The organism is Shewanella sp. GJ50-10, from assembly GCF_055808815.1.
This window is the reverse complement of record NZ_JBVVSS010000001.1, coordinates 2243699-2263549: the sequence shown is the minus strand read 5'-3', so window position 1 is coordinate 2263549 and position 19851 is coordinate 2243699. Positions and strand designations below refer to the sequence as shown.

At 39.5% G+C, this 19851-nt stretch carries 17 protein-coding genes; 4 read left to right on the top strand and 13 right to left on the bottom strand.

Annotated elements, in window-relative coordinates:
- Positions 1-28: 28 nt before the first annotated feature.
- The 9 genes from can to AC0L4E_RS09420 all read right to left on the bottom strand — a co-directional run bounded on the left by can (position 29) and on the right by AC0L4E_RS09420 (position 8527).
- Entirely contained in the window at positions 29-658 is a 630-nt protein-coding gene (gene can, locus AC0L4E_RS09460) for a carbonate dehydratase (protein WP_473678994.1), read from the bottom strand.
- 147 nt (positions 659-805) lie between these two features.
- Positions 806-1627: an alpha/beta fold hydrolase gene (locus AC0L4E_RS09455; protein ID WP_473678993.1), complete on the bottom strand. Its 822-nt coding sequence runs from the start codon at positions 1625-1627 to the stop codon at positions 806-808.
- A 120-nt stretch (positions 1628-1747) separates the two neighbouring features.
- On the bottom strand, positions 1748-2437 hold the full coding sequence (locus tag AC0L4E_RS09450; protein ID WP_473678992.1) for a M15 family metallopeptidase: 690 nt from the start codon (positions 2435-2437) through the stop codon (positions 1748-1750).
- Positions 2438-2460: 23 nt separating this feature from the next.
- Complete coding sequence (gene dapE, locus AC0L4E_RS09445; protein WP_473678991.1) at positions 2461-3594, bottom strand: succinyl-diaminopimelate desuccinylase; 1134 nt, start codon at positions 3592-3594, stop codon at positions 2461-2463.
- Positions 3594-3944 carry an arsenate reductase gene (locus AC0L4E_RS09440; protein ID WP_473678990.1) on the bottom strand — a complete coding sequence of 117 codons (351 nt, stop codon included), beginning with the start codon at positions 3942-3944 and terminating at the stop codon, positions 3594-3596. Before AC0L4E_RS09440 ends, dapE begins: the two co-directional genes overlap by 1 nt.
- 148 nt (positions 3945-4092) lie before the next feature.
- Positions 4093-4602, bottom strand: coding sequence for a PTS glucose transporter subunit IIA (gene crr / locus AC0L4E_RS09435; RefSeq protein WP_299569336.1), 510 nt, complete (start codon positions 4600-4602; stop codon positions 4093-4095).
- Between the two features lie 100 nt (positions 4603-4702).
- Positions 4703-6397, bottom strand: a complete 1695-nt coding sequence (ptsP, locus tag AC0L4E_RS09430) for a phosphoenolpyruvate--protein phosphotransferase (protein WP_473678989.1) — start codon at positions 6395-6397, stop codon at positions 4703-4705.
- Positions 6398-6408: 11 nt separating this feature from the next.
- The gene (locus AC0L4E_RS09425) at positions 6409-6666 is read right to left on the bottom strand and encodes an HPr family phosphocarrier protein (RefSeq protein ID WP_102526216.1); all 258 of its coding nucleotides are present in this window, start codon (positions 6664-6666) and stop codon (positions 6409-6411) included.
- Positions 6667-6889: 223 nt separating this feature from the next.
- On the bottom strand, positions 6890-8527 hold the full coding sequence (locus tag AC0L4E_RS09420; protein WP_473678988.1) for a methyl-accepting chemotaxis protein: 1638 nt from the start codon (positions 8525-8527) through the stop codon (positions 6890-6892).
- Positions 8528-8821: 294 nt separating this feature from the next.
- Between AC0L4E_RS09420 and AC0L4E_RS09415 the strand changes: the two genes are divergently transcribed.
- The 4 genes from AC0L4E_RS09415 to AC0L4E_RS09400 all read left to right on the top strand — a co-directional run bounded on the left by AC0L4E_RS09415 (position 8822) and on the right by AC0L4E_RS09400 (position 12871).
- On the top strand, positions 8822-9520 hold the full coding sequence (locus AC0L4E_RS09415; RefSeq protein ID WP_299569329.1) for a DUF3334 family protein: 699 nt from the start codon (positions 8822-8824) through the stop codon (positions 9518-9520).
- A gap of 89 nt (positions 9521-9609) precedes the next feature.
- Positions 9610-10656 (top strand): LacI family DNA-binding transcriptional regulator, encoded by a 1047-nt coding sequence (locus AC0L4E_RS09410; protein ID WP_299569326.1) that lies wholly within the window; start codon positions 9610-9612, stop codon positions 10654-10656.
- 267 nt (positions 10657-10923) lie between these two features.
- Entirely contained in the window at positions 10924-11781 is an 858-nt protein-coding gene (locus tag AC0L4E_RS09405; protein WP_473678987.1) for a transporter, read from the top strand.
- A 157-nt stretch (positions 11782-11938) separates the two neighbouring features.
- Entirely contained in the window at positions 11939-12871 is a 933-nt protein-coding gene (locus AC0L4E_RS09400) for a DUF808 domain-containing protein (protein ID WP_473678985.1), read from the top strand.
- A 12-nt stretch (positions 12872-12883) separates the two neighbouring features.
- Here the strand turns inward: AC0L4E_RS09400 and AC0L4E_RS09395 are convergent, their stop codons facing one another.
- The 4 genes from AC0L4E_RS09395 to AC0L4E_RS09380 all read right to left on the bottom strand — a co-directional run bounded on the left by AC0L4E_RS09395 (position 12884) and on the right by AC0L4E_RS09380 (position 19765).
- Entirely contained in the window at positions 12884-14230 is a 1347-nt protein-coding gene (locus AC0L4E_RS09395) for a diguanylate cyclase domain-containing protein (protein WP_473678984.1), read from the bottom strand.
- Complete coding sequence (locus AC0L4E_RS09390; RefSeq protein ID WP_473678983.1) at positions 14224-15354, bottom strand: ABC transporter substrate-binding protein; 1131 nt, start codon at positions 15352-15354, stop codon at positions 14224-14226. The genes AC0L4E_RS09395 and AC0L4E_RS09390 overlap by 7 nt, the downstream gene beginning before the upstream one ends.
- 191 nt (positions 15355-15545) lie before the next feature.
- Entirely contained in the window at positions 15546-18068 is a 2523-nt protein-coding gene (locus AC0L4E_RS09385) for a glycoside hydrolase family 15 protein (RefSeq protein ID WP_473678982.1), read from the bottom strand.
- 113 nt (positions 18069-18181) lie between these two features.
- Positions 18182-19765, bottom strand: coding sequence for an MFS transporter (locus AC0L4E_RS09380; RefSeq protein ID WP_473678981.1), 1584 nt, complete (start codon positions 19763-19765; stop codon positions 18182-18184).
- Positions 19766-19851: the final 86 nt, after the last annotated feature.

The following is a 19851-nucleotide window of genomic DNA, read 5'->3' as shown; positions in this document are numbered from 1 at the left end:
AGATTTTATTAATCTTACTTCATAGATATCAACTTGTTGGCGTTTCGGCCTTCGTGTTAGCGTGTTCACTGAAAACAGTTACATCTAAGTCGGTTAATAACCCATTATTAATTCCGTAAATCCAACCGTGAATAGCGACTTCTTGACCACGATCCCAAGCATCTTGAACAATTGATGTGCTGGTGACATTGGCAACTTGTTCCATCACGTTCAATTCGCATAGACGATTAAAACGTTGCTCTTCATCAAGCTTCTCAAGATCTATGCTATGTAGGCGATAAATATCTTTTAAGTGACCTAGCCAGTTATCAATAAGTCCAAAACGTTCGTTACTCATTGAGGCTTTAACACCGCCACAACCGTAATGGCCAACCACCATAATGTGTTTAACTTTAAGAACTTCAACAGCATACTGAATAACAGACAAGCAGTTTAAATCAGTGTGAATGACCATATTGGCAATATTACGATGAACAAAAACTTCACCAGGCATTAAGTCAATAATCTGATTAGAGGGTACGCGGCTATCAGAACATCCAATCCATAAATATTCAGGATTCTGTTGTTCTGCGAGTTGCTTGAAGAAATCAGGGTCTTCTTCGTTTATACGTTCAGCCCAGCGGCGATTGTTATCAAATAGAGGCTTTAGTAATTTCATTGATTGTTTAGACCCAAATAATAGTGAAAGATGTAGAGTTATTTTTATTCAGCCATTAGCTGATTTTTATCATTTTCAAGAGTATATCAGCAAATTAAATTATGCTGGTCTATCCATTTAATTTATTAAATTGAAATCATTTCACGCTTAGCGAAGAAATGTTTCTAAGGTTTGATTCACTTTCTCTGCTTGTTCAATATTTGAAAAATGTCCGCTATTAGCGATTTGCACCAGTTGACTACCTGAGATGCAATCTTGCATTAAGTAAGCTTCAAGCATTGTTCTAAGTTGGTTTTGCTCACCAATCATGATCAAGCAGGGTAAAGCAAATTGTTCAACCAATTCTAGAGTGTCACGTTTATATAGTGCCAATGGGCTAAATAATGCGAGTTGTTCAATTTGTAATGCTGATAAATTAGTAAGCTTATTAACTAACGCCTTTTTCGCTTCTGACTCTTGTGATGCAATAAAGAATTTGTTTGCTACTGTTTCAGCTAATGAAGCACTGCATTGTTTCTGCTCATTGGCTTGGTCAATCCACCCTTGATATTTGGCGCAATTAACTTGAGGCTCAAAACCGATAAAAGCATTTGAAAGTACCAGTTTTGAAATTTTTGTAGGCTCTGACAACACCATTTCAGCAGCAATTGCGCCACCTGTGCCATTACCTAAAACAGAGCAGTTTTCAATTTCAAGAGACGAAAGTAATGCTAAGCAGTTCTCAGCAATTGTAATCAATGAGGTAGTGCCTGAAGGCATGGCTTCTGACTGGCCATGCGCCCACAAATCAACAGCAATACAGCGATAGTGTTGGCTTAATTGTTCAATCTGAGGTCGCCACATCGTATTATCAGCGAGGAAACCATGGATAAAAAATAACACAGGTCCTTGGCCTTCATCTGTGTAATGAAGCTTGTGATTGTCGATGTTAACACTTAGCGGTACTGTTAGAGGTACTGATTGAGTCATGGTGTTCTCTAAAACGGGAAACGATAAAAATTATCAACCTAGGCTGATGTGAATGACAGTGCTTAAATAAAACGACAATATCGGTTCAACGATTATGCATCTTTAAAGAGTAACTTCTGATTACTCGGGTGTATTAGCGACAAAAAACACATAATGGTCGACTAGAGTATCGAGTTTTTTAAGCAGGGCTGATTGTAAAGTGATTTCAGCTTGAGACAAGAGCTGTCTTAAGGAATCTGGCTGATATTGTGATAAAATCTGTGAAGACTCGGGAAAATAGCTTAAATGCCAAGGCTCAGGGCTAACACCACTTTTGTTTGCTTGATAAGGTAAGTAAAATCCATGCTCGCTTGCATGTTGAGTTAGCCAAATAGCTAACTGAGCGCAAGGGCCATCATCAACATACTCATCACTGATTAATTTTAAATCAGCTTTGCTGATGTTATTACCATCAAATACATCAATATCAGTCCCCCAATGATGCCGTGAAGCACCAGGTAATGCAGACCAACATAAAATGGCATCCACTAATTGCTCATCAGTTAAGAGTGAGTGATCTATTGGCTGGTTATTAATATCAAGCAACGTGCGCTTGCCTAGCGCTTTACCGTTCCAAATGGCCATTTGGCGCTCGAAATTGCGATAAGCTGAACAAATCTGAACATCAATACCATCAGATAGGGCATGTTGCTGCATTTTATTAAACGCAGTTAAAGTTCTAGCGGTCAGTAAGAATTGGCCTAGTGGTACGAGGTGAGACTCATCCAGCCCATATAAGGCTGGATACTGTAAATTTGTCAATTGAGCCAAGCTTTTTGGCTCTGACGTGTTGGTTACTCGCAAAGCAGTTTTTCTAAAATTGATTCATAGCAAAGTGCTAAAATTTCTAGGTCAGACACTTTTACGCACTCATTAATTTTATGAATGGTGGCATTCACAGGGCCAAGCTCGATGACTTGAGCGCCTGTTGGTGCGATAAAGCGTCCATCTGATGTGCCGCCTGATGTTTGTGGATCGGTTTCGTAGCCTGTGACATCCAAAATAGCAGCTTTTGTCGCTTCCAGTAATGGTCCGTCACCGGTCAAAAACGGCAAGCCGTTAAATACCCAATCGATGTCATAATCTAAACCGTGGGCATCAAGAATATTTAATACTCGTTTAATTAATTCTTCCGCAGTGACTTCAGTTGAGTACCTGAAGTTAAACATCACCTGCAAATCACCTGGTATTACATTTGATGCACCAGTTCCGCCATTAATGTTGGCAATTTGAAAACTGGTTGGTGGGAAAAACTCGTTACCATTATCCCAATGCATTTGTGCAAGCTCAGCTAAAGCTGGTGATGCTTTGTGTATTGGGTTATCAGCAAGGTGAGGGTAGGCTACATGGCCTTGAATACCTTTGACTGTTAAATTGCCAGTAAGACTTCCTCGGCGGCCGTTTTTGACCACATCACCCAGTTTGTGAGTCGATGAAGGCTCACCTACTAATGACCAAGTGATTTTCTCATTTCGTGCTTCAAGAGTATCAATAACACGGGTTGTACCATTGATGAATGGTCCTTCTTCATCGCTGGTAATTAAAAACGCAATTGAGCCGTTATGATCAGGATGCTTAGCAACAAAACGTTCAGTTGCCACAACCATTGCGGCTAACGAGCCTTTCATGTCTGCAGCGCCGCGGCCGTGAATATAATCATCAATGACTGTTGGCTCAAAAGGTGGCGTGTGCCATTTACTTAAATCGCCAGTAGGGACAACATCAGTGTGGCCAGCAAAACAGAAAACTGGGCTTTTTGTGCCACGTCTTGCCCACATGTTTGTTGTGTCATCAAACACCATAGATTCAATATTGAATCCAGCTGTAGCGAGTCTGTCACCCATAAGTTTTTGACAGCCTTCATCTAGCGGGGTAACTGATGGGCGAGCAAGCAAGTCTTTAGTGAGTTCTAATACTTCTTGAGTCATTATTTAAACCACGCTTGGTAATCTGCTGCTTTGAAACCGATTAAGATTTGATTGTTTTGAACTAACACTGGTCGTTTAATTAAAGTAGGAAACTCCACCATTAACTGCAGCGCTTTCTCTTTAGTAATATCGGCTTTTTGATCATCGGTTAGATTGCGGAAACTGGTGCTGCGTTTATTAAACAGTAGCTCCCAATCTGCAAGTTCAAACCATTGGTTAATGATGTCAGCGTTAATGCCTTGCTCACGAAAGTCGTGGAAAGTGAAAGCTTGGTCTTCAGATTCTAACCATTTACGTGCTTTACGAACGGTATCGCAATTCTTGATGCCATAAATAACGCTATTACTCATTGTGTGTTCTTTTCCTTGGTTCTTGTTTTATCGCAGTACTGATTAATGAATTATACAGTCGAATATTTCAAAGTAATTTATTGCACAGTACTACTTAATAATTTGTAGGGTTAAATAAATTGATACTATAAAATTTTGAGCTCAACTATTACAACTCAACAGTAAAGATGACATCTTTACCGGCGATAACCTGACCTTGCGCTTTAACTAAATATTGTACATCTTCCATATTTGCCAGCACGACAGGGGTCAATAAGCTTTCTACTTGGTCAGTTAAGTATTCCAAGTCAAATTCTAATATTGGATCGCCCACTTTTACTTGTTGGCCTTCTTCAGCTAAGCGCTTGAACCCATTACCACGAAGCTCGACTGTACCAACACCAAAATGGACAAACAGCTCTAGACCTTGAGGTGACTCAATACTAAACGCATGGTTAGTTTCAAATATCTTGCCAATAGTGCCATCGATAGGCGCTAAAATGAGCTTGCCAGTTGGATTGATAGCTAACCCATCGCCGACGATTTTCTCCGCAAAAACTACATCGGGTACTTGTTCAATTTCTACTAGGTCGCCTGAAACAGGTGCAAAAATTTCGATACCGCCAGTTAAGGTCGGTTGCCCTGAAATAAGTCGGCGTATACGGCTTAAAAATCCCATGAGATATAGCCTCTTTTTATAATGTTTTTATGGTTTTATTCTAGTGTTGTCTGATTTTTTTATAAACAATAAATATTGAAAAATACTAAATAAAGTCAAATTAACTGAATAACTGGTTTAATTGTTCTATGTGGCTAAAGCCTAACGCTTGCTGTGCCTGGGTGTAAAACTGTTGATATTGGCCATTACAAATAGTGGCTTTAACATCTAATAAGCTGGAGGTATTAACACTAAGCTCGTCAATTCCTAGACCGACTAATAAACTAATTAGTTTCGTATCACTGGCTAATTCACCACACAAACACACTTTGGTTTGATGTATTTTGCAGGTATCGACCGCCATTTTAATAAATCGGATCATTGCTGGTGATACAGGAGGATAGTCTTTGACTAATACAGGGTTGCCCCTGTCTGCGGCTAATGTATATTGAGTTAAGTCGTTGCTGCCAATACTAACAAAGTCTAACTTAGGCAATAAGTGTGGCAAATTAAGTACTGCTGCTGGTGTTTCCACCATAATGCCAATATTCAGCTCGCCAAACCCTTTTTCTTCTTCAATAAGCTGCTGTTTGCACCAATCAATTAACTCGAAAGCTTGTTCAAGTTCTTCAACCTGGTTCACCATTGGAAATAACAGCCTAATTCGGCCGTGATTAGCCGCTCGGAGCACTGCTTTGACTTGGGTAGTAAATAGTGATTGATGTTGAAGGCTATAACGTATGCCACGAACACCTAAGGCAGGGTTATCTTCATATTGCTGGCTTAAACAAGGGATTTCCTTATCAGCACCGATGTCAAAGGTACGAATGGTGAGTACTTTGCCATTTAAGCTATGCAATGCATCACAATATTGTTGATATTGCTGTTTTTCATCTGGCACAGAATCAACTTGCATCAGTAAAAATTCGGTTCTAAATAAGCCAATGCCGGCAGCGCCACTGTGTTCAATTTGAGTAATATCATTGAGACTGCTGACATTTGCCAGTAAGCAAACAGGATGACCATCACGGGTAACGCTTGGCTTATCAACATATTGTAATAACGCGGCGCGGCGTTGGGTTTCTTGTGCTGATTTTTGTTGTAATAGCTGCTCAGTTTCTGGCGTTGGGTTGATATGAAGCTCACCACTAATGGCATCTAAAATCAGCGGGCTACCATCATTGATGTCATAAGTATTAAATTGGCAACTGAGTAGAGCGGGGATCCCAGCAGCTTTTGCTAAAATAGCGGTATGACTGGTTAAGCCGCCTGTTTGTAGAACAATCCCTTTAATTTTGTTTAACGGAATAGTGGCAAATTCAGCTGGGGTGATATCTTCAGCAAGTAAAATACTGTTATCTGTTAGCTTTGAGACATCCCATTGCAATGTTCCGTTTACCGCTGACATCAGCCGTTTACCTAAACAAATAACATCATTACTGCGATTCGCCATATAAGGGTCATCGAGTTGCGCTAATTCTTCAGCATGTTGGGCAAATATTCGCTCAACTGAAACGACAGCAGAAAATCTAAATCGGGTAATATAATTTTTTAGTTGTAGTGCTAAATCATCATCTTCTAACAGCATGATGTCGGCATCGATTAAGTGAAAGTGTTCACTATCGGGTTCGATTTTGGTTTGGCAGTGTTTTAAGTGACTACTGAGGAAACCAATAGCTTTGGTGGCTTTTTCGCACTCTTTAGGGATATCGGCAACAGGTAATAAACGATAATCGACAGTTTGATTATGCAGGTTAATATGAACCGCTTGGCCAAATGCGATTCCGGGGGAAACTACAATACCTGTTACTGCCATAAACGTTCCTGTTAGCTGAGAGTGATAAGTAATTCAGAGACAGTTTCTACTGCTTTTTCAGCCTGTTCTCCGTCAGCAAATACCTTAACAGATTGACCTTGATATAACCCTAAGGTTTGTAATTTAAACAAACTTTTGGCACTTGCTTGTTTGCCATTACATTCGACTATGACGTCACAGTCAAAGTTTTTTGCGGCTTTGACTAATAAAGCGGCAGGGCGGGTGTGTATTCCGTGGGGTGCAATAATGGTGACGGTCTTTTCGTACATCTAGACTAACTCGATCATTAATAATAAGACAAATACTACCGCAAACCTGTGGCTGCTAACAGTAACTTGTCAGCAATTGTCTGGTTTAGAAATTAAAAATGATTCATTTAGCTAAGAAGTTAACTAGAGAGGTTAAATTTGGAGCAGATGATAGAAGTTTTATGATGGATATCAAGGTGCCATCAAAATGATGGCACCTTAAAATTATGACAACTTGCAAAAGTTAGTCTGTTTTGAATTGGCCAAGATTTTCAGTCACATTCTGACTAATAGTTTGTAGTGATTGCGCGGCAAGAGAGTTAGTTTCGTTGGTTCTTACTGCTATTTCAGTTAACTCTGAAATTGTGGTGATATTACGGTTAATTTCTTCGGTGACTTGAGACTGTTCTTCAGTTGCACTGGCAAGCTGAGTATTCATGTCGCTGATGTTTGCTATAACAGCTAATATTTCTGTCATTGCTTCTTGAGACTGAATCGCTTTACTTTGCAACTGTATAGATTGCTCTTGAGTTTCGGTATTGCTCTTAATCACTAGTTCAACACCATCGTGGATGTTGGTAATGATTTTATTGATTTCATTGGTAGAAGCTTGTGTACGAGTTGCTAATGCTCGTACCTCATCTGCAACGACCGCAAAACCACGGCCATATTCACCAGCACGGGCAGCTTCGATCGCTGCATTTAGTGCAAGCAAGTTGGTTTGATCTGCAATACCACCAATGGTGTCTAAAATTGAGCTAATCTCTGCAGAAGACTTACCTAAATCATGGGTGACGTTTTCAGCATTTTTAAGCTCATTAACCAAAAGGTCTGTTTCATGCACGGTTTCTTGCATGAAGGCATGGGATTGCTGCGCTTGCTGCTTAACGTTATTTGCCCCATCAGCCGCTTGGTATGTATTTTGCGCCATATCATTTGTAGTCGCGAGCATTTGATTTACAGCAGTAGCAACACTTTGAGTTTCACTGTGAATGAGTTCAGCGCTTTGGTTTGACTCTTCAACTGCGACTAATAAATGCTGTGCATCAGTATCCAACTCTTTGCCTAACGGCTTTAACTCTGAAACAACAGCTGCAATTTTAATGACAAAATCGTTAAAGGCATCAGCCATTTTGGCAACTTCATCTTTACCGCTGTTATCTAGACGTTTAGATAAATCGCCTTCACCTTTAGCAATATCTTCCATTGCTTGAATTGCTGCATTAATAGGCGAGGTGATAGATACATTTAGTAGTAAGAAAAAGCCAAAAATTGGAATTGATATAAGCATCATGATTATCAGATAGTTAATCACTACGCTTCCCATGCTGTCTTTCACATCACTTGCACTGGCGTGGGCGATGATGGTCCAGCCCCAATCTGAAAAATATTCAGCACCGGATAAAATAGTTTCTACCCCTGAAGTAGATGACAAATTATGTTGGTACTCAAGTTGGCTGGTGGCCATTCTACGTGCATTGCTGACGAGTTCGATTAAAGGTTTAGAGCCATCAGCTGCTACATAGCTATCAAAAGACCGTCCCTCAAGAGAGCTGACTTCAGGGAAGCTGATGATGACATTATCTTGGTTTACTAAAATGTAAGATTCATTGTGACCATAACGCAGCTCTGATATGAGGGTTAAAGATTGCTGCTTTAAACTGGCTAGATCTTGTTGGTGATTACTTTGTCTAATTAAGGCATTTAATAAAGATGTTGCAGTAGATACTTGCGCTTCTATCTGCACTTTCTTTTGATTGATAAGGTTATTGTATTGTTCATTGATTGAGAAACTCGCAAAGCAGACAGTACCTATTGCCGCCAGAGCTAACATAATGATGAGGCGTTTCAAAATGGTTAACTGTCTTAAGAAGGCGATCATAACTATCCTTAATAATGTTTTTTTACAATATATTACGCAAATATAGACAGTTTTAGTTCTGGAAAGAACTCCTAAATACGAGAAGTGTGATCCACTGATATCTTTTTACATAAAGATACAAATATTGCCTAATAAAGAGTCGTTGAGTGAAGTTTAGAAAAGCTTAATTTTCAAATTGTTAATGCACTCTATGTTATGTCGTTTTTTTATTTTTGCTAATGAGATGTTTTGGCTTTGATTTATTTTTCGATAAGCCTCAGAATGAGAGAAAAGTAAAACTAGGTAAAAATTGCTATGGATTCAGTTCAAATTGTTACTACCGATGACATCTTGCTTAAGCTTTGTCATTCGGTTTCCCACGTCCTTTCTAGTACAAGTGACAGCCAAGTTACCCATGCTGGCATGGTGCAAAATATTACTCGCACTTGTTTAAAGCCTGATTTAGGTTGTTTTTCCATTTTTGATGGCGGTTTTTCGGGTTTAGTGGTGATTAATTTTTCAAAAGAAGCTGCCATTGAAATTTATCGTCGCTACATGATCAATATGGGCATGCCTGAGTCTGAATTAGCTTTTTCACATACTTCTGATGATGTTGGTAATGTGATGGGTGAGTTGATGAACCAAATTTTAGGGGATTTCATCAAAACAATCTCAAAAGAATTGCAGACCTCAATTAGTCAAAGTCAGCCAAAGATGTTAACCATTAATAAAGAGTTAACTATATCAATTGACACTAATTTAGATGAAGCGGTATCAAGAAGGGTATCTTTTAAAACTGCTGATAATCATATTTTTTATCTTGAATTTGCAATGGACAAAACTGAATTCATTAAGCTGAAAGAGTTTGAATTAGATGAAGAATTTGACCCTGACTCGCTTATAGAAGCACACGGTAATGGCAATAATAATCAAGCTAAAACCAAAGCTAAAAAAGACGAGCAAGTGGTAGTTGCAGATGATGCTGATGATTTATTGAGTGAATTGGGCTTATAAATTAAATTAAAACGGTGATTATTAGCGTTATTTTAGGTATAAACAGGGTGTGAGTACCTAAAATAACTATAAAAAGGTCTGATGCTAATATGACATCTAAAGCTACTTCAATTGATATCGCCTATCGCGCTGGCGTTTCTCAGTCAACTGTTTCTCGGGCGTTGAGAAACAGTCCCTTGGTTAACCTCGAAACTCGTCAACGAATTCAAGCTATTGCCAAAGAGCTTAATTATAAAGTTGATAAGAATGCCAGTAACTTACGCACTCAAAATAGTCACACATTAGCTTTATTGATTTGTGAAGATCCTACCAACGATGAGTCATTAATTAACCCTTTCTTCTTGTCTATGCTTGGCTCTATTACCCGTGCTACTGCGCAGCAAGGTTACGATCTATTAGTTTCTTTCCAGCAATTATCAAGCGATTGGCATGCTGATTACGAAGACAGTAATAAAGCGGATGGCATTATTTTATTGGGTTATGGCGATTATGTGGATTATGAACATAAGTTACAAAAGCTATTAGAACAAAATACCCATTTTATTATCTGGGGTGCTGAGCACAACAACAAAGAAGTTTTGTCTATTGGTTGCGACAATCATCAAGGCGGTGTAATTGCCACTGAGCATATTATTTCTTTGGGGTTAAGTAAGATTGCTTTTTTAGGTGACGCCTCTGAGCACAGTCCTGAGTTTCGCGACCGCTACCTTGGCCATGCAGAAGTGTTAAAAAAACAAGGTATTAAACTGAATAAAAAATGTCAGTTTGATGCAATCAGCACCGAAAGTTCAGGCTTTGATGCTGCAATGAAACTTTTAGATAGTGGTCATGAATTTGATGCTATTTTTGCTGCGAGCGACCTCATTGCAATTGGTGCTATCCGCGCACTTAAAAAACGGGGTGTTAGAGTACCAGAAGATATTGCAGTGGTTGGTTATGATGATATACCTGTTGCAAGTTTTGCGAATCCGTCGTTAACGACAGTGAAGCAAAACACTAAGTTAGCAGGTGAAATCTTAGTAGAAAGTTTATTAAAATTAATCCGTGGTAAAGAAGTTGGACCGCAGCTTATCCCAACAAATATGGTAGTTCGTCATTCTTGTGGTAGTAAAGTGGACACTGAAAATGAGTCATAAGTATTCGTTATTAGCTGTGAAATTATTTGATCTAAGCTAGCAAATACTGATGTGTAAAGTCGCTATTTCATTCAAGTCATGGCGGCTCATACTTAAAAGCTTGATTCCATATGTCAGAAACTTAATAAATACTTCGAACGTAAACAATTCAATATAAGAGCAATTATGGACAATGCTTTGAATCAATCTGACCATTATACAACCTCATTTCGTTCACTTTACTTCAAGCATACGCTCATCACTTTTGGGCTATGCAGCTTTATTTTTTTGTCATCCTTTAAGGCTATTTCACAAGACCTCGAACCTCGCAGTTATACAAATATACCTATCGATATGCATTTTATGGCGGCAGGATACCTGCATTCAGAAGGCGCACTATCTCCGTCTCCTTCAGTACCACTAAAAGATGCAGAGTTGAATCTTGATGCTGCCGTCTTGGCTTATGCTCATTCATTTGCATTAGCTGGTAGCTCTTCGAAACTTGATATGTCGATGGCTAGAATTTGCATGCAGGGCTCAGCAAATTATCAAGGCGAGATCGTTGAAGCTGATCGCTGTGGATATGGCGACCCTAATGTGAGACTTACTTGGAACTTCTATGGTGCACCAGCTCTAGAGCGAAAAGATTTTGCTCAATATCAAGAAGGCTTGGTGATGGGGGCCAGTTTACAACTAAGTTTACCGCTAGGTACATATGACGAAAATAAATTAATTAATGCCGGTGCTAATCAATGGGTGTTCAGACCCGGCGTCGGCATGTCTTATACCGTTGGCGATTGGCAATATAGTGCGATGACTTCGATTCGGTTTTATAGTGATAACGACGAGTTTTATAATCAAACATCTCTCGAAAAACAGGCCCAATATACCTTTCAAGGGCATATTATTTATAGTATTGCTCGAGGCCAGTGGCTGTCATTAAGTGGTAACTATTTTATTGGTGGTGAAACAAGCAAAAACGGTATTGATGCAGATGATGCACAAGACAACTCTCGGTTTGGTCTCACATACTCTTTAGCTTTTAATCAACACCACAGTATGAAACTTTATGCCAGTACCGGTGTTATTACCCGAATTGGTAATGATTTCGATACGCTGGGGCTTGTCTGGCAATATGCTTTTTAATTGAGTCATTTTGGCCTGTATCGCTCAGCTTATTGATAATTCAGTTCATTGAAAACAAAGTTCATTGAAAAAATTTATTGAATTGGCACTGACAAGACGTATGTTTAATTTCAAGCTACAAACAATAAAAGTGCATTAAACAACACAAGGAAGAAACATGGCAGGTGCAAGCTTATTAATGTTATTGGACGACATAGCTGCGATTTTGGATGATGTTGCAGCAATGAGTAAAATTGCGGCCAGAAAGACTGCAGGTGTGTTAGGTGACGACTTAGCCCTAAATGCTCAGCAAGTCTCAGGTGTTGCCTCGGAGCGCGAATTACCCGTAGTTTGGGCCGTAGCGAAAGGCTCCTTTATGAATAAACTCATATTGGTACCTGCAGCATTACTTATTAGTGCTTTTATTCCTTGGGCGATTACTCCGCTATTAATGTTTGGCGGTTTATTTCTATGTTTTGAAGGATTTGAGAAGATTCACCATTCATATGTACAGCGAAAAGATAAAAAAGTCGAAATTTCAGAACAAGAGATTATTGAAAAGTCTCAACAAGATATAGCCGATTTTGAAAAGAAAAAAGTCAAAGGCGCTATTAGAACCGATTTTGTTCTATCAGCTGAGATTATTGCTATAAGTTTGGGCGTAGTCGCTGAAAGCAGCTTATTAAGTCAATTTCTTACCTTGAGCGTGATTGCTATTATCATGACTGTTGGGGTTTACGGATTAGTGGCTGGTATTGTCAAAATCGATGACTTGGGCTTATATCTAACACAGCGAAAAGGTGAGGGTGCTTTGGTCGCTATGTGGCATAAGATTGGCTTTTGGTTACTTGCTTCGGCGCCTTATTTGATGAAAGGGTTAACGATTGTGGGCACCATTGCCATGTTTATGGTTGGAGGTGGTATTTTAACTCATGGAATTCACGCGATCAGTGCTCAGATAACAGTCATAGCGACAATGGTGAGTGATATAAGCTATATCGGCGGTTTATTTGGCATACTCACTCCAAGCATTTTAAATGCGGTGTTTGGCGTGATTGCAGGTGCAATAGCGGTAACCTTGATAAATCTACTATCGAAAATGCGCAGTTAATCCTCAATAACACTATTTGTTCAATTGAACTGCATCGAGTAAATCAACATGGGCAAGTATCTCTTGCCCATCAAAACAACCACTTCCCTTTATCTGTTTGGCCTTATACATAAACTCGTCAGCTTGTTTGATTAAACTGTCTCTTGTATGAGCCTGAAACGGATAATAGCTAACTCCCATACTGATAGTTATCGTTAAATCTGAATCATTAAACTTAATTGGTGTGCTAAGCGAGTCTAGAATTGTTTGTGCCTTTTGAGCTACTTGATCAACTTTTTCAATTAAGCCCAAACAGACCACAAATTCATCTCCGCCTAAACGTCCGACAATATCTGATTTACGGGTACAAGATTGCAATCTAATAGCGACTTGCTGCAGCACTGCATCTCCAGCGTCGTGACCAATTGAATCGTTAATAATTTTAAAATCATCAATATCTAGAAAAAACAACGCGACTTTACTTTGTGAAAGTTTCGCATTGTGTATAGTTCCGTCGAGGGCTTTTTCTAATGCTCTGCGATTCATTATTCCAGTTAAATGATCTTTTTCTGAGAGAACTAATAGCTGTTGCTTTTGCCTCTCAAGTTCACTGGTTTGCCTATCTACTTCTTGTTGTAACTCTTGTTTTGTTACCATGCTTTCATCAAGCTTACTGGTCATATTATTAAAAAAAGATGCAAGCATGCGAAATTCTATATCTAGATTTTCAGAATTTATCTTATTGGCCAGTTCTCCTTTTGATAATGCATGTATCCCAAGTTTCATTCTGCCGAATCCTATTTTAAATCGTTGATAAATGGAGAAGCTAATCGCAAGTACTATCATGGCAGTAAAAATTAAACCTAGTGCGGAATAAAGCATGACAGAGGTGATTGATAACTCATTGCTGTCTAGAGTTTTTTGGTTCAAATAGGCGACTTCTTCTGACATGTTTTCAATCAAAATATTATAGCGATAGCGTAATAGCTGACGTGCTTGGTTGATTTGATGTTCAGATAAGCTATTTGATTGGGTTGAAAGATTTTGCTCTTGTGATAGTAATGACGCCATATCATTGGTTAATTTTTTAAGGTTAAAAACACGTTGAGTATAAAAATTTTGCTTTCCAAGCTTTAGCGCCAGTGTTTGGTGGGACAGCTTTACTTGAGTAAAGCTGGCGCTATCTTGCCTTTGAGAAAATAACCATAGCTGGCTGCGAAGGTCATCAATATTTTTCTGTAAACCAGAAAAATACCGCAAAGCATCAGTCGTTTTATGCTGAGCCGAATGAATTTGTAAAAACGAAAAGCTTAACAGCAAAGTAAAAATAAAACTGACGCAAAGCAGAAGTATCAGTTTTCCATTGATGGAATTTACCATTTCGCATCCTCGAAGGCTTTAGCTTTTTCAAATGGTTGCCTATAAATCACTTCTCGAAAGTTAGGCTCTTGTCCATGGACTAGACCACCTTGTTTCGCCCAGTGAGATTGAGTCTGCAGGCTTGATAGTAGAGAATTACCTATTGATAATCTAAATATATAGTCGTTCCATGACCATTTGATTTGATTTAACGGCACATCAAGGTGTTTTGCCACGATAAGCATTGCGGCATCTGGGTGACTATTTATCCAGTTTATTGATTGTTCAAGTACATTGATAAGTGAGATTACTTGGTTGTTTTTAATGTTGTTATCAGGTGATAACCCAGATCTTTTAGCAATTAAATTGAAACTGAGTTGGTAAATTCCTTGAATACCTAAATTGGTAATCTTGCGACTGGCACTCATGTTTAGTTGATATCCATAAGGCTCCCAAATAGATATTGCATCCACTTGATTTAAAATTAAAGCATCAACCAGCTGTTTAGGTGAAAGATATACTTTATCGATATGTTTCACATTACCGCCTTGTGCTACCAGCAAAGTGTCGAAATAATATTCGCTAGCACTTCCTTTGACTATGCCTACTTTTTTAATATGTTTTTTGTCTGAGTTAGTTACCAAGTGAGTTATAGGAGAATTATTTTTAGGTTCGGTGATTGCTTCTTTGGTGGATTGGTTGCTGTTGAGCAATAGGTCTTCATTTAAAGTAAGCAGCTTTAAGTCATTAGTGGATTGGACAAAACTGGTTAACAAAGCGATATCATGGGTTTGATAGCTTTTGAACATGACCACAGACTCTGAGGTTGTTGCGTAGTCAACTTGATCAGCAATTAAAGCTTCACTACAGGCCACACCGCCAAAGCACTCGATGAGTTTCACATTAAGGTTAGCTTGTTCAAACATATCCAAATGTTTTGCAATGATAAAAGGTGCGGTAAGTGGGGTCTGAGAAACACCTATTTTAATCACTTCATTATGGGGTTGAGTAGCAACTCTATTGGAAAGAGTGAATACTAATATTATAAGTGAGACACAGCTGATAAAGGTTATGGCTAATCTAATAGAGGTAGTAGGGTGTAGTTTACCTTTGCGCTTACTTTTCAAAGTCCAATCCTTAGACAAATATTTTCTTATAATTAATATTAGAATAAGTATTAGTTTTTGTAGGGTTATTTAGATCTTTTTAATGATTTTTTTGTTTGAATATAGTTGTGGCACCTCAATCTGTTAATAGTTCTACTTCAAATGCACAAAAAAGCCACTTGATTAAGTGGCTTTTTGTGGTTACACCATAATAAAAAGTTATATGACGGTTACTTAAGTTTGTCTGCTACCACTGGGTAGAAATCCCACACAGCTTTGTCTGTCATAGAGCGAACTAACTTAACGTACTCGGCATGAGTCCAAGCTAATGGTGTCGCAGAGTTCGTACCTTGTCCCATTTCGTAGTTATAGCGCGTTGGGTTACCTACACCATCCCAAGCTTGCTCTGGCAACATCATTCCTTCATTGGCAAAGGTTTCCATCCCTTGGACATAGGTATTAATGAGTTGCTGATGAACTTCAGGTGTTAGCGTATCAGTCGATTTTGCTAGTGCTAATTCGTAATGGCCGCGCTCACCAGTAAAGAAAGGCCAAACGCGTCCGCGTTGATCTGCAGTATTGCCTTGTTCAGCGTAACTTAACCCAGTAGTGATATCTTCACCGTAACCGTCGTTACCGTAGCGGCGATAACCTGGCACTTTACTGCCATCTTTAGCGGTAAATTCATATTTAACCCGTAAGTTATGCTCAAGTTTGGTGTCATCTATTAACATGACACTGTTTTGAATGACGCTATCGCTGGCATCTTTAACCCCATAACGGACTAACTCTAAAAAACCACCATCTAAAATGGTGCGTTGGTCTAAACCTGGCTTACCATTATTATCAAGTAACTTGTCATTATTGTTCGGGTTGCCGTTAGGACTAATGCGGACATAATAAGGTTTATTATCTTTAGCTAGTTCGCCGTTATTTGTCACCATGGTCGTTTCTAAACTGGCTTCAAGCTGTTTGGCGATAGCTAAGTACTCGACGCCTTGTTCATCTTTTGCAAGTTTAGCTAAATCACTGGCTGCTACAAGACCTGCTATCACGGCGGCAGTGGTAGAAGGGGAGAAACCTGCTTGCTCTTCCCAGCGCTCTTGTTGAGTATTAGGTGGAGTGATTTCAGTCTCGTTCCAATCGAGTTTTACTTTGCCGCCAGTCACTAAGAAGTCAGCTGCAGGTTTCAGCATCTCTTGATACCACTGGGTAATTTCAGCGTCAGTTAATACGTTAGCTTGCCATAATTTCCAACCTAGCATGATTGGCATTGCTGTTTGATCTAACTGCACGCCAACCCATTCGATTTCACCATCAACATGAGTCTTTTGTAAGAACCAACCGGGCGTTCCCACATACTCAGGTGTTTGTTGACTGACTTGTACCTTTTTTAAATATTCAAAGGCAACTTTAGGGGTTTCAGTATCGCCCATAGCTAAAAATGCCATAGCGCATTGATAGAAGTCACGCGGCCAAACTGCTTTATAACCAGTACTACCTACTTTGGCTGAAACTGAATCGCCCCATGGGTTTGATAAAGATGCTATTAATGCACCTGCGTGGGTTTTGTCTTCTTGGGCTTTTAATACCAATGCGCTGGTATAAAGCAGTTGTCCATCATCAGTAGTATTAGCGCTCATACCGTTGATTGCTGGCAGAGATGCTAAATAATCTTTCCAACCTATGTGCTTATCATCACCTAAATAAGCACTTAATACTTTATCGTAGCCTGCAGTAAGCGTCGCTTCAGTATTCGCCATACTGCTTTGCTTATCAGCGCCAAAACCTATTGCCACATTCATTTCAAGTGTGTTGCTTCCTTGGGCTTTATTGAGTGTTGGGTATTGAGCGGTAAGGGCAACGTTACCTGCAGACTTGTTGTCAGTGTTAGAGGTAGTTTGATAGAGGTTATCCAGTTTGCCATTGTCTTTTAAATCGACTAAACCACCTGATGTACCCACAAATCCAACACTAGCTTGAGTGAAAGCCACATCTGATTTAATCGTCATCACTGAGGAATCAGCACTGCTGGTGTGAGCCACTAATGCTTGGTCTTCAATCGATGCAATATCATTGGCACCACTGTTATCAATATGCGGATTAGCATAAAGATGTGGGGTTACGCCGTCAGCAAAGGCAGTGAAAATAACTTTCATCATCATGCTGTCACGATTAGGATCGGTGAAAAAATGTTTCTCAATTTGATATTGACCATTTTTGGCTTTGTTGGTGACTTTATAAGCTAAAGAGAGTGGGCGGCCTTGTTCATCTTGGTGTAAATATTCAATAGTACTGATTGTGTCTTCTTTTTCAGTATCAACGAAACCTTCGCCAGTGATGATAAATTGCATTTCTTTAAGCTGGGCATTGTGGATCATGCCGTACATGGTTTCAGTTAACACCCCTTGGGCAAGGGAGAACCATACTTTACTGACAGGATTTTCAGCGCTGCTTTGGTATTGGCCGTCAACATAAGGCTCATAAGAAGTTCCAATGCCTGTTTTACCCGAAAAAGCCCATGTTGGCTCGATACCTGGAGCGCCAGGTGCTACGTTAACAGGTGCCACGTTAACAGGTGCAATGGCAACGGTTGCTGAATCAGTTTGGTTTTGAGCACTTTCTTCAGTAATAGAATTAGTATCTGAACAAGCAGTTAGGGTTAAAATTGATGCACTAATGATGATGGTATTAACAGCTTGTGCGATGACCGACTTTTTAAGATTGGTTTTATTATTTAACAAGGTTTTCATTACTGACGTTCCCCAAATTGAATTCTTTTTTATTAATTTTGTTTTTTGATGAGGCAAATGCCTCATCAATATAATTTTTGTAAAATTATGGTTGGTCCTATTATGATTAGTGCTTAGACATCATGAGTGGGTTGCTCAACAAATAGCACTGCGATACCTGCAATAATCATAAATACGCCACCTGTAATAAGTGCAAAAATCGGTTCACCGTCAAACAAGGTTTTTAAAATTACACCTAATACACTCGCCGCAAGTAGCTGAGGAATGACGATAAAGAAGTTAAAAATACCCATGAATACGCCCATTTTCTTTGGCGGTAAAATTCCCGATAACATGGCGTAAGGAACTGAAAGAATAGATGCCCAAGCGATACCGACACCAATCATAGGTATCCATAATAAGGCTGGGTCTGTGATGAAGAAGAAGCTGATTAACCCTAAGCCTCCTAACGACAGGTTAATGGTATGAGCAAAGCGAATACCGACAGCTTTAGCAAGAAAGGGAATGGCAATAGCAGCTAATGCAGCGAAGCCATTGTATGAAGCGAATAGCATCCCAACCCAGTCAGCGCCGTCATTGTAGGCTTTAGTTAATACATCTGACGTGCCGTAATGATATGAAGTGACCGCTGATGTGGTGTAAATCCACATTGCAAACAAGGCAAACCATGAAAAGAATTGGACGATAGCAAGTTGATGCATTGCTTTTGGCATATGAAATAGATCATCTACTACATTAAATACCATGCCCAAAGATTCATGTTCTGAAGTTTGATTGGACTTAACGGTTTTGAGTGCCATTGAGCAATACCATTGCAGTGGACCAAAAGCGAAAATGCCAATCGTTAAAATATACAGCTGTTTATCTAAATCAAAACCAAAAACAAGCCCTGTAGTGATAGCACCGACCGCCATCCATAACATAGCGGCGAACTGGTATTGACTCGCTGTGCGTGAACGTTGCTCGTCGTTTGATTCTTTGCCACTTTCAGCTTCATCTTGAGCTTGAAAAGCGCTGATTTCTTCTGGTGAATACTCTTTTGATGTAATGATTGTCCAACCAACGGCAAGAAACAATACAGCGCCACCAAAGTAAAAGGCATAGCGCACTGAGTCTGCTATTTGTCCTTCTGGTGCGGTATTAGCGACATCAAAGTAATTGGTTAATAAATAAGGTAGGGCTGATGCGACGACTGCGCCAACGCCAATGAAGAAGCTTTGCATTGCATAGCCTTGAGTACGTTGGCTCTTAGGCAGGTTGTCACCGACAAAAGCGCGAAATGGCTCCATGGCAATGTTGATCGATGCGTCCATAATCCACAGCATGCCAGCAGCGACCCAAAGTACAGGAGAGTGAGGCATGATGAACAAGGCGAGGGTAGTACAGATTGCACCAATTAAAAAATAAGGGCGACGACGTCCAAGACCATTCCAAGTGTTATCACTTAGATAACCAATAATGGGTTGAACAATCAGTCCAGTTAAAGGCGCAGCAATCCACAGGATTGGAATTTCATCTATTTCGGCACCTAAGGTTTGAAAAATACGACTGACGTTAGCATTTTGAAGCGCGAATCCGAATTGGATCCCCAAAAATCCAAAGCACATATTGAAAATTTGCCAAAAGTTTAATTCTGGTTGTTGACGACGCTGTACCGGAGCTGAAGCCTGAGGCTGGTTATTATTCTCGGCAGACATGTATCTTCCTTTAAGTTCCATTTTAAATGGTCGTTCAGCATCATGGCTGAATTCTTATTGTTACTGTTTTTTACTGATCTATCGTA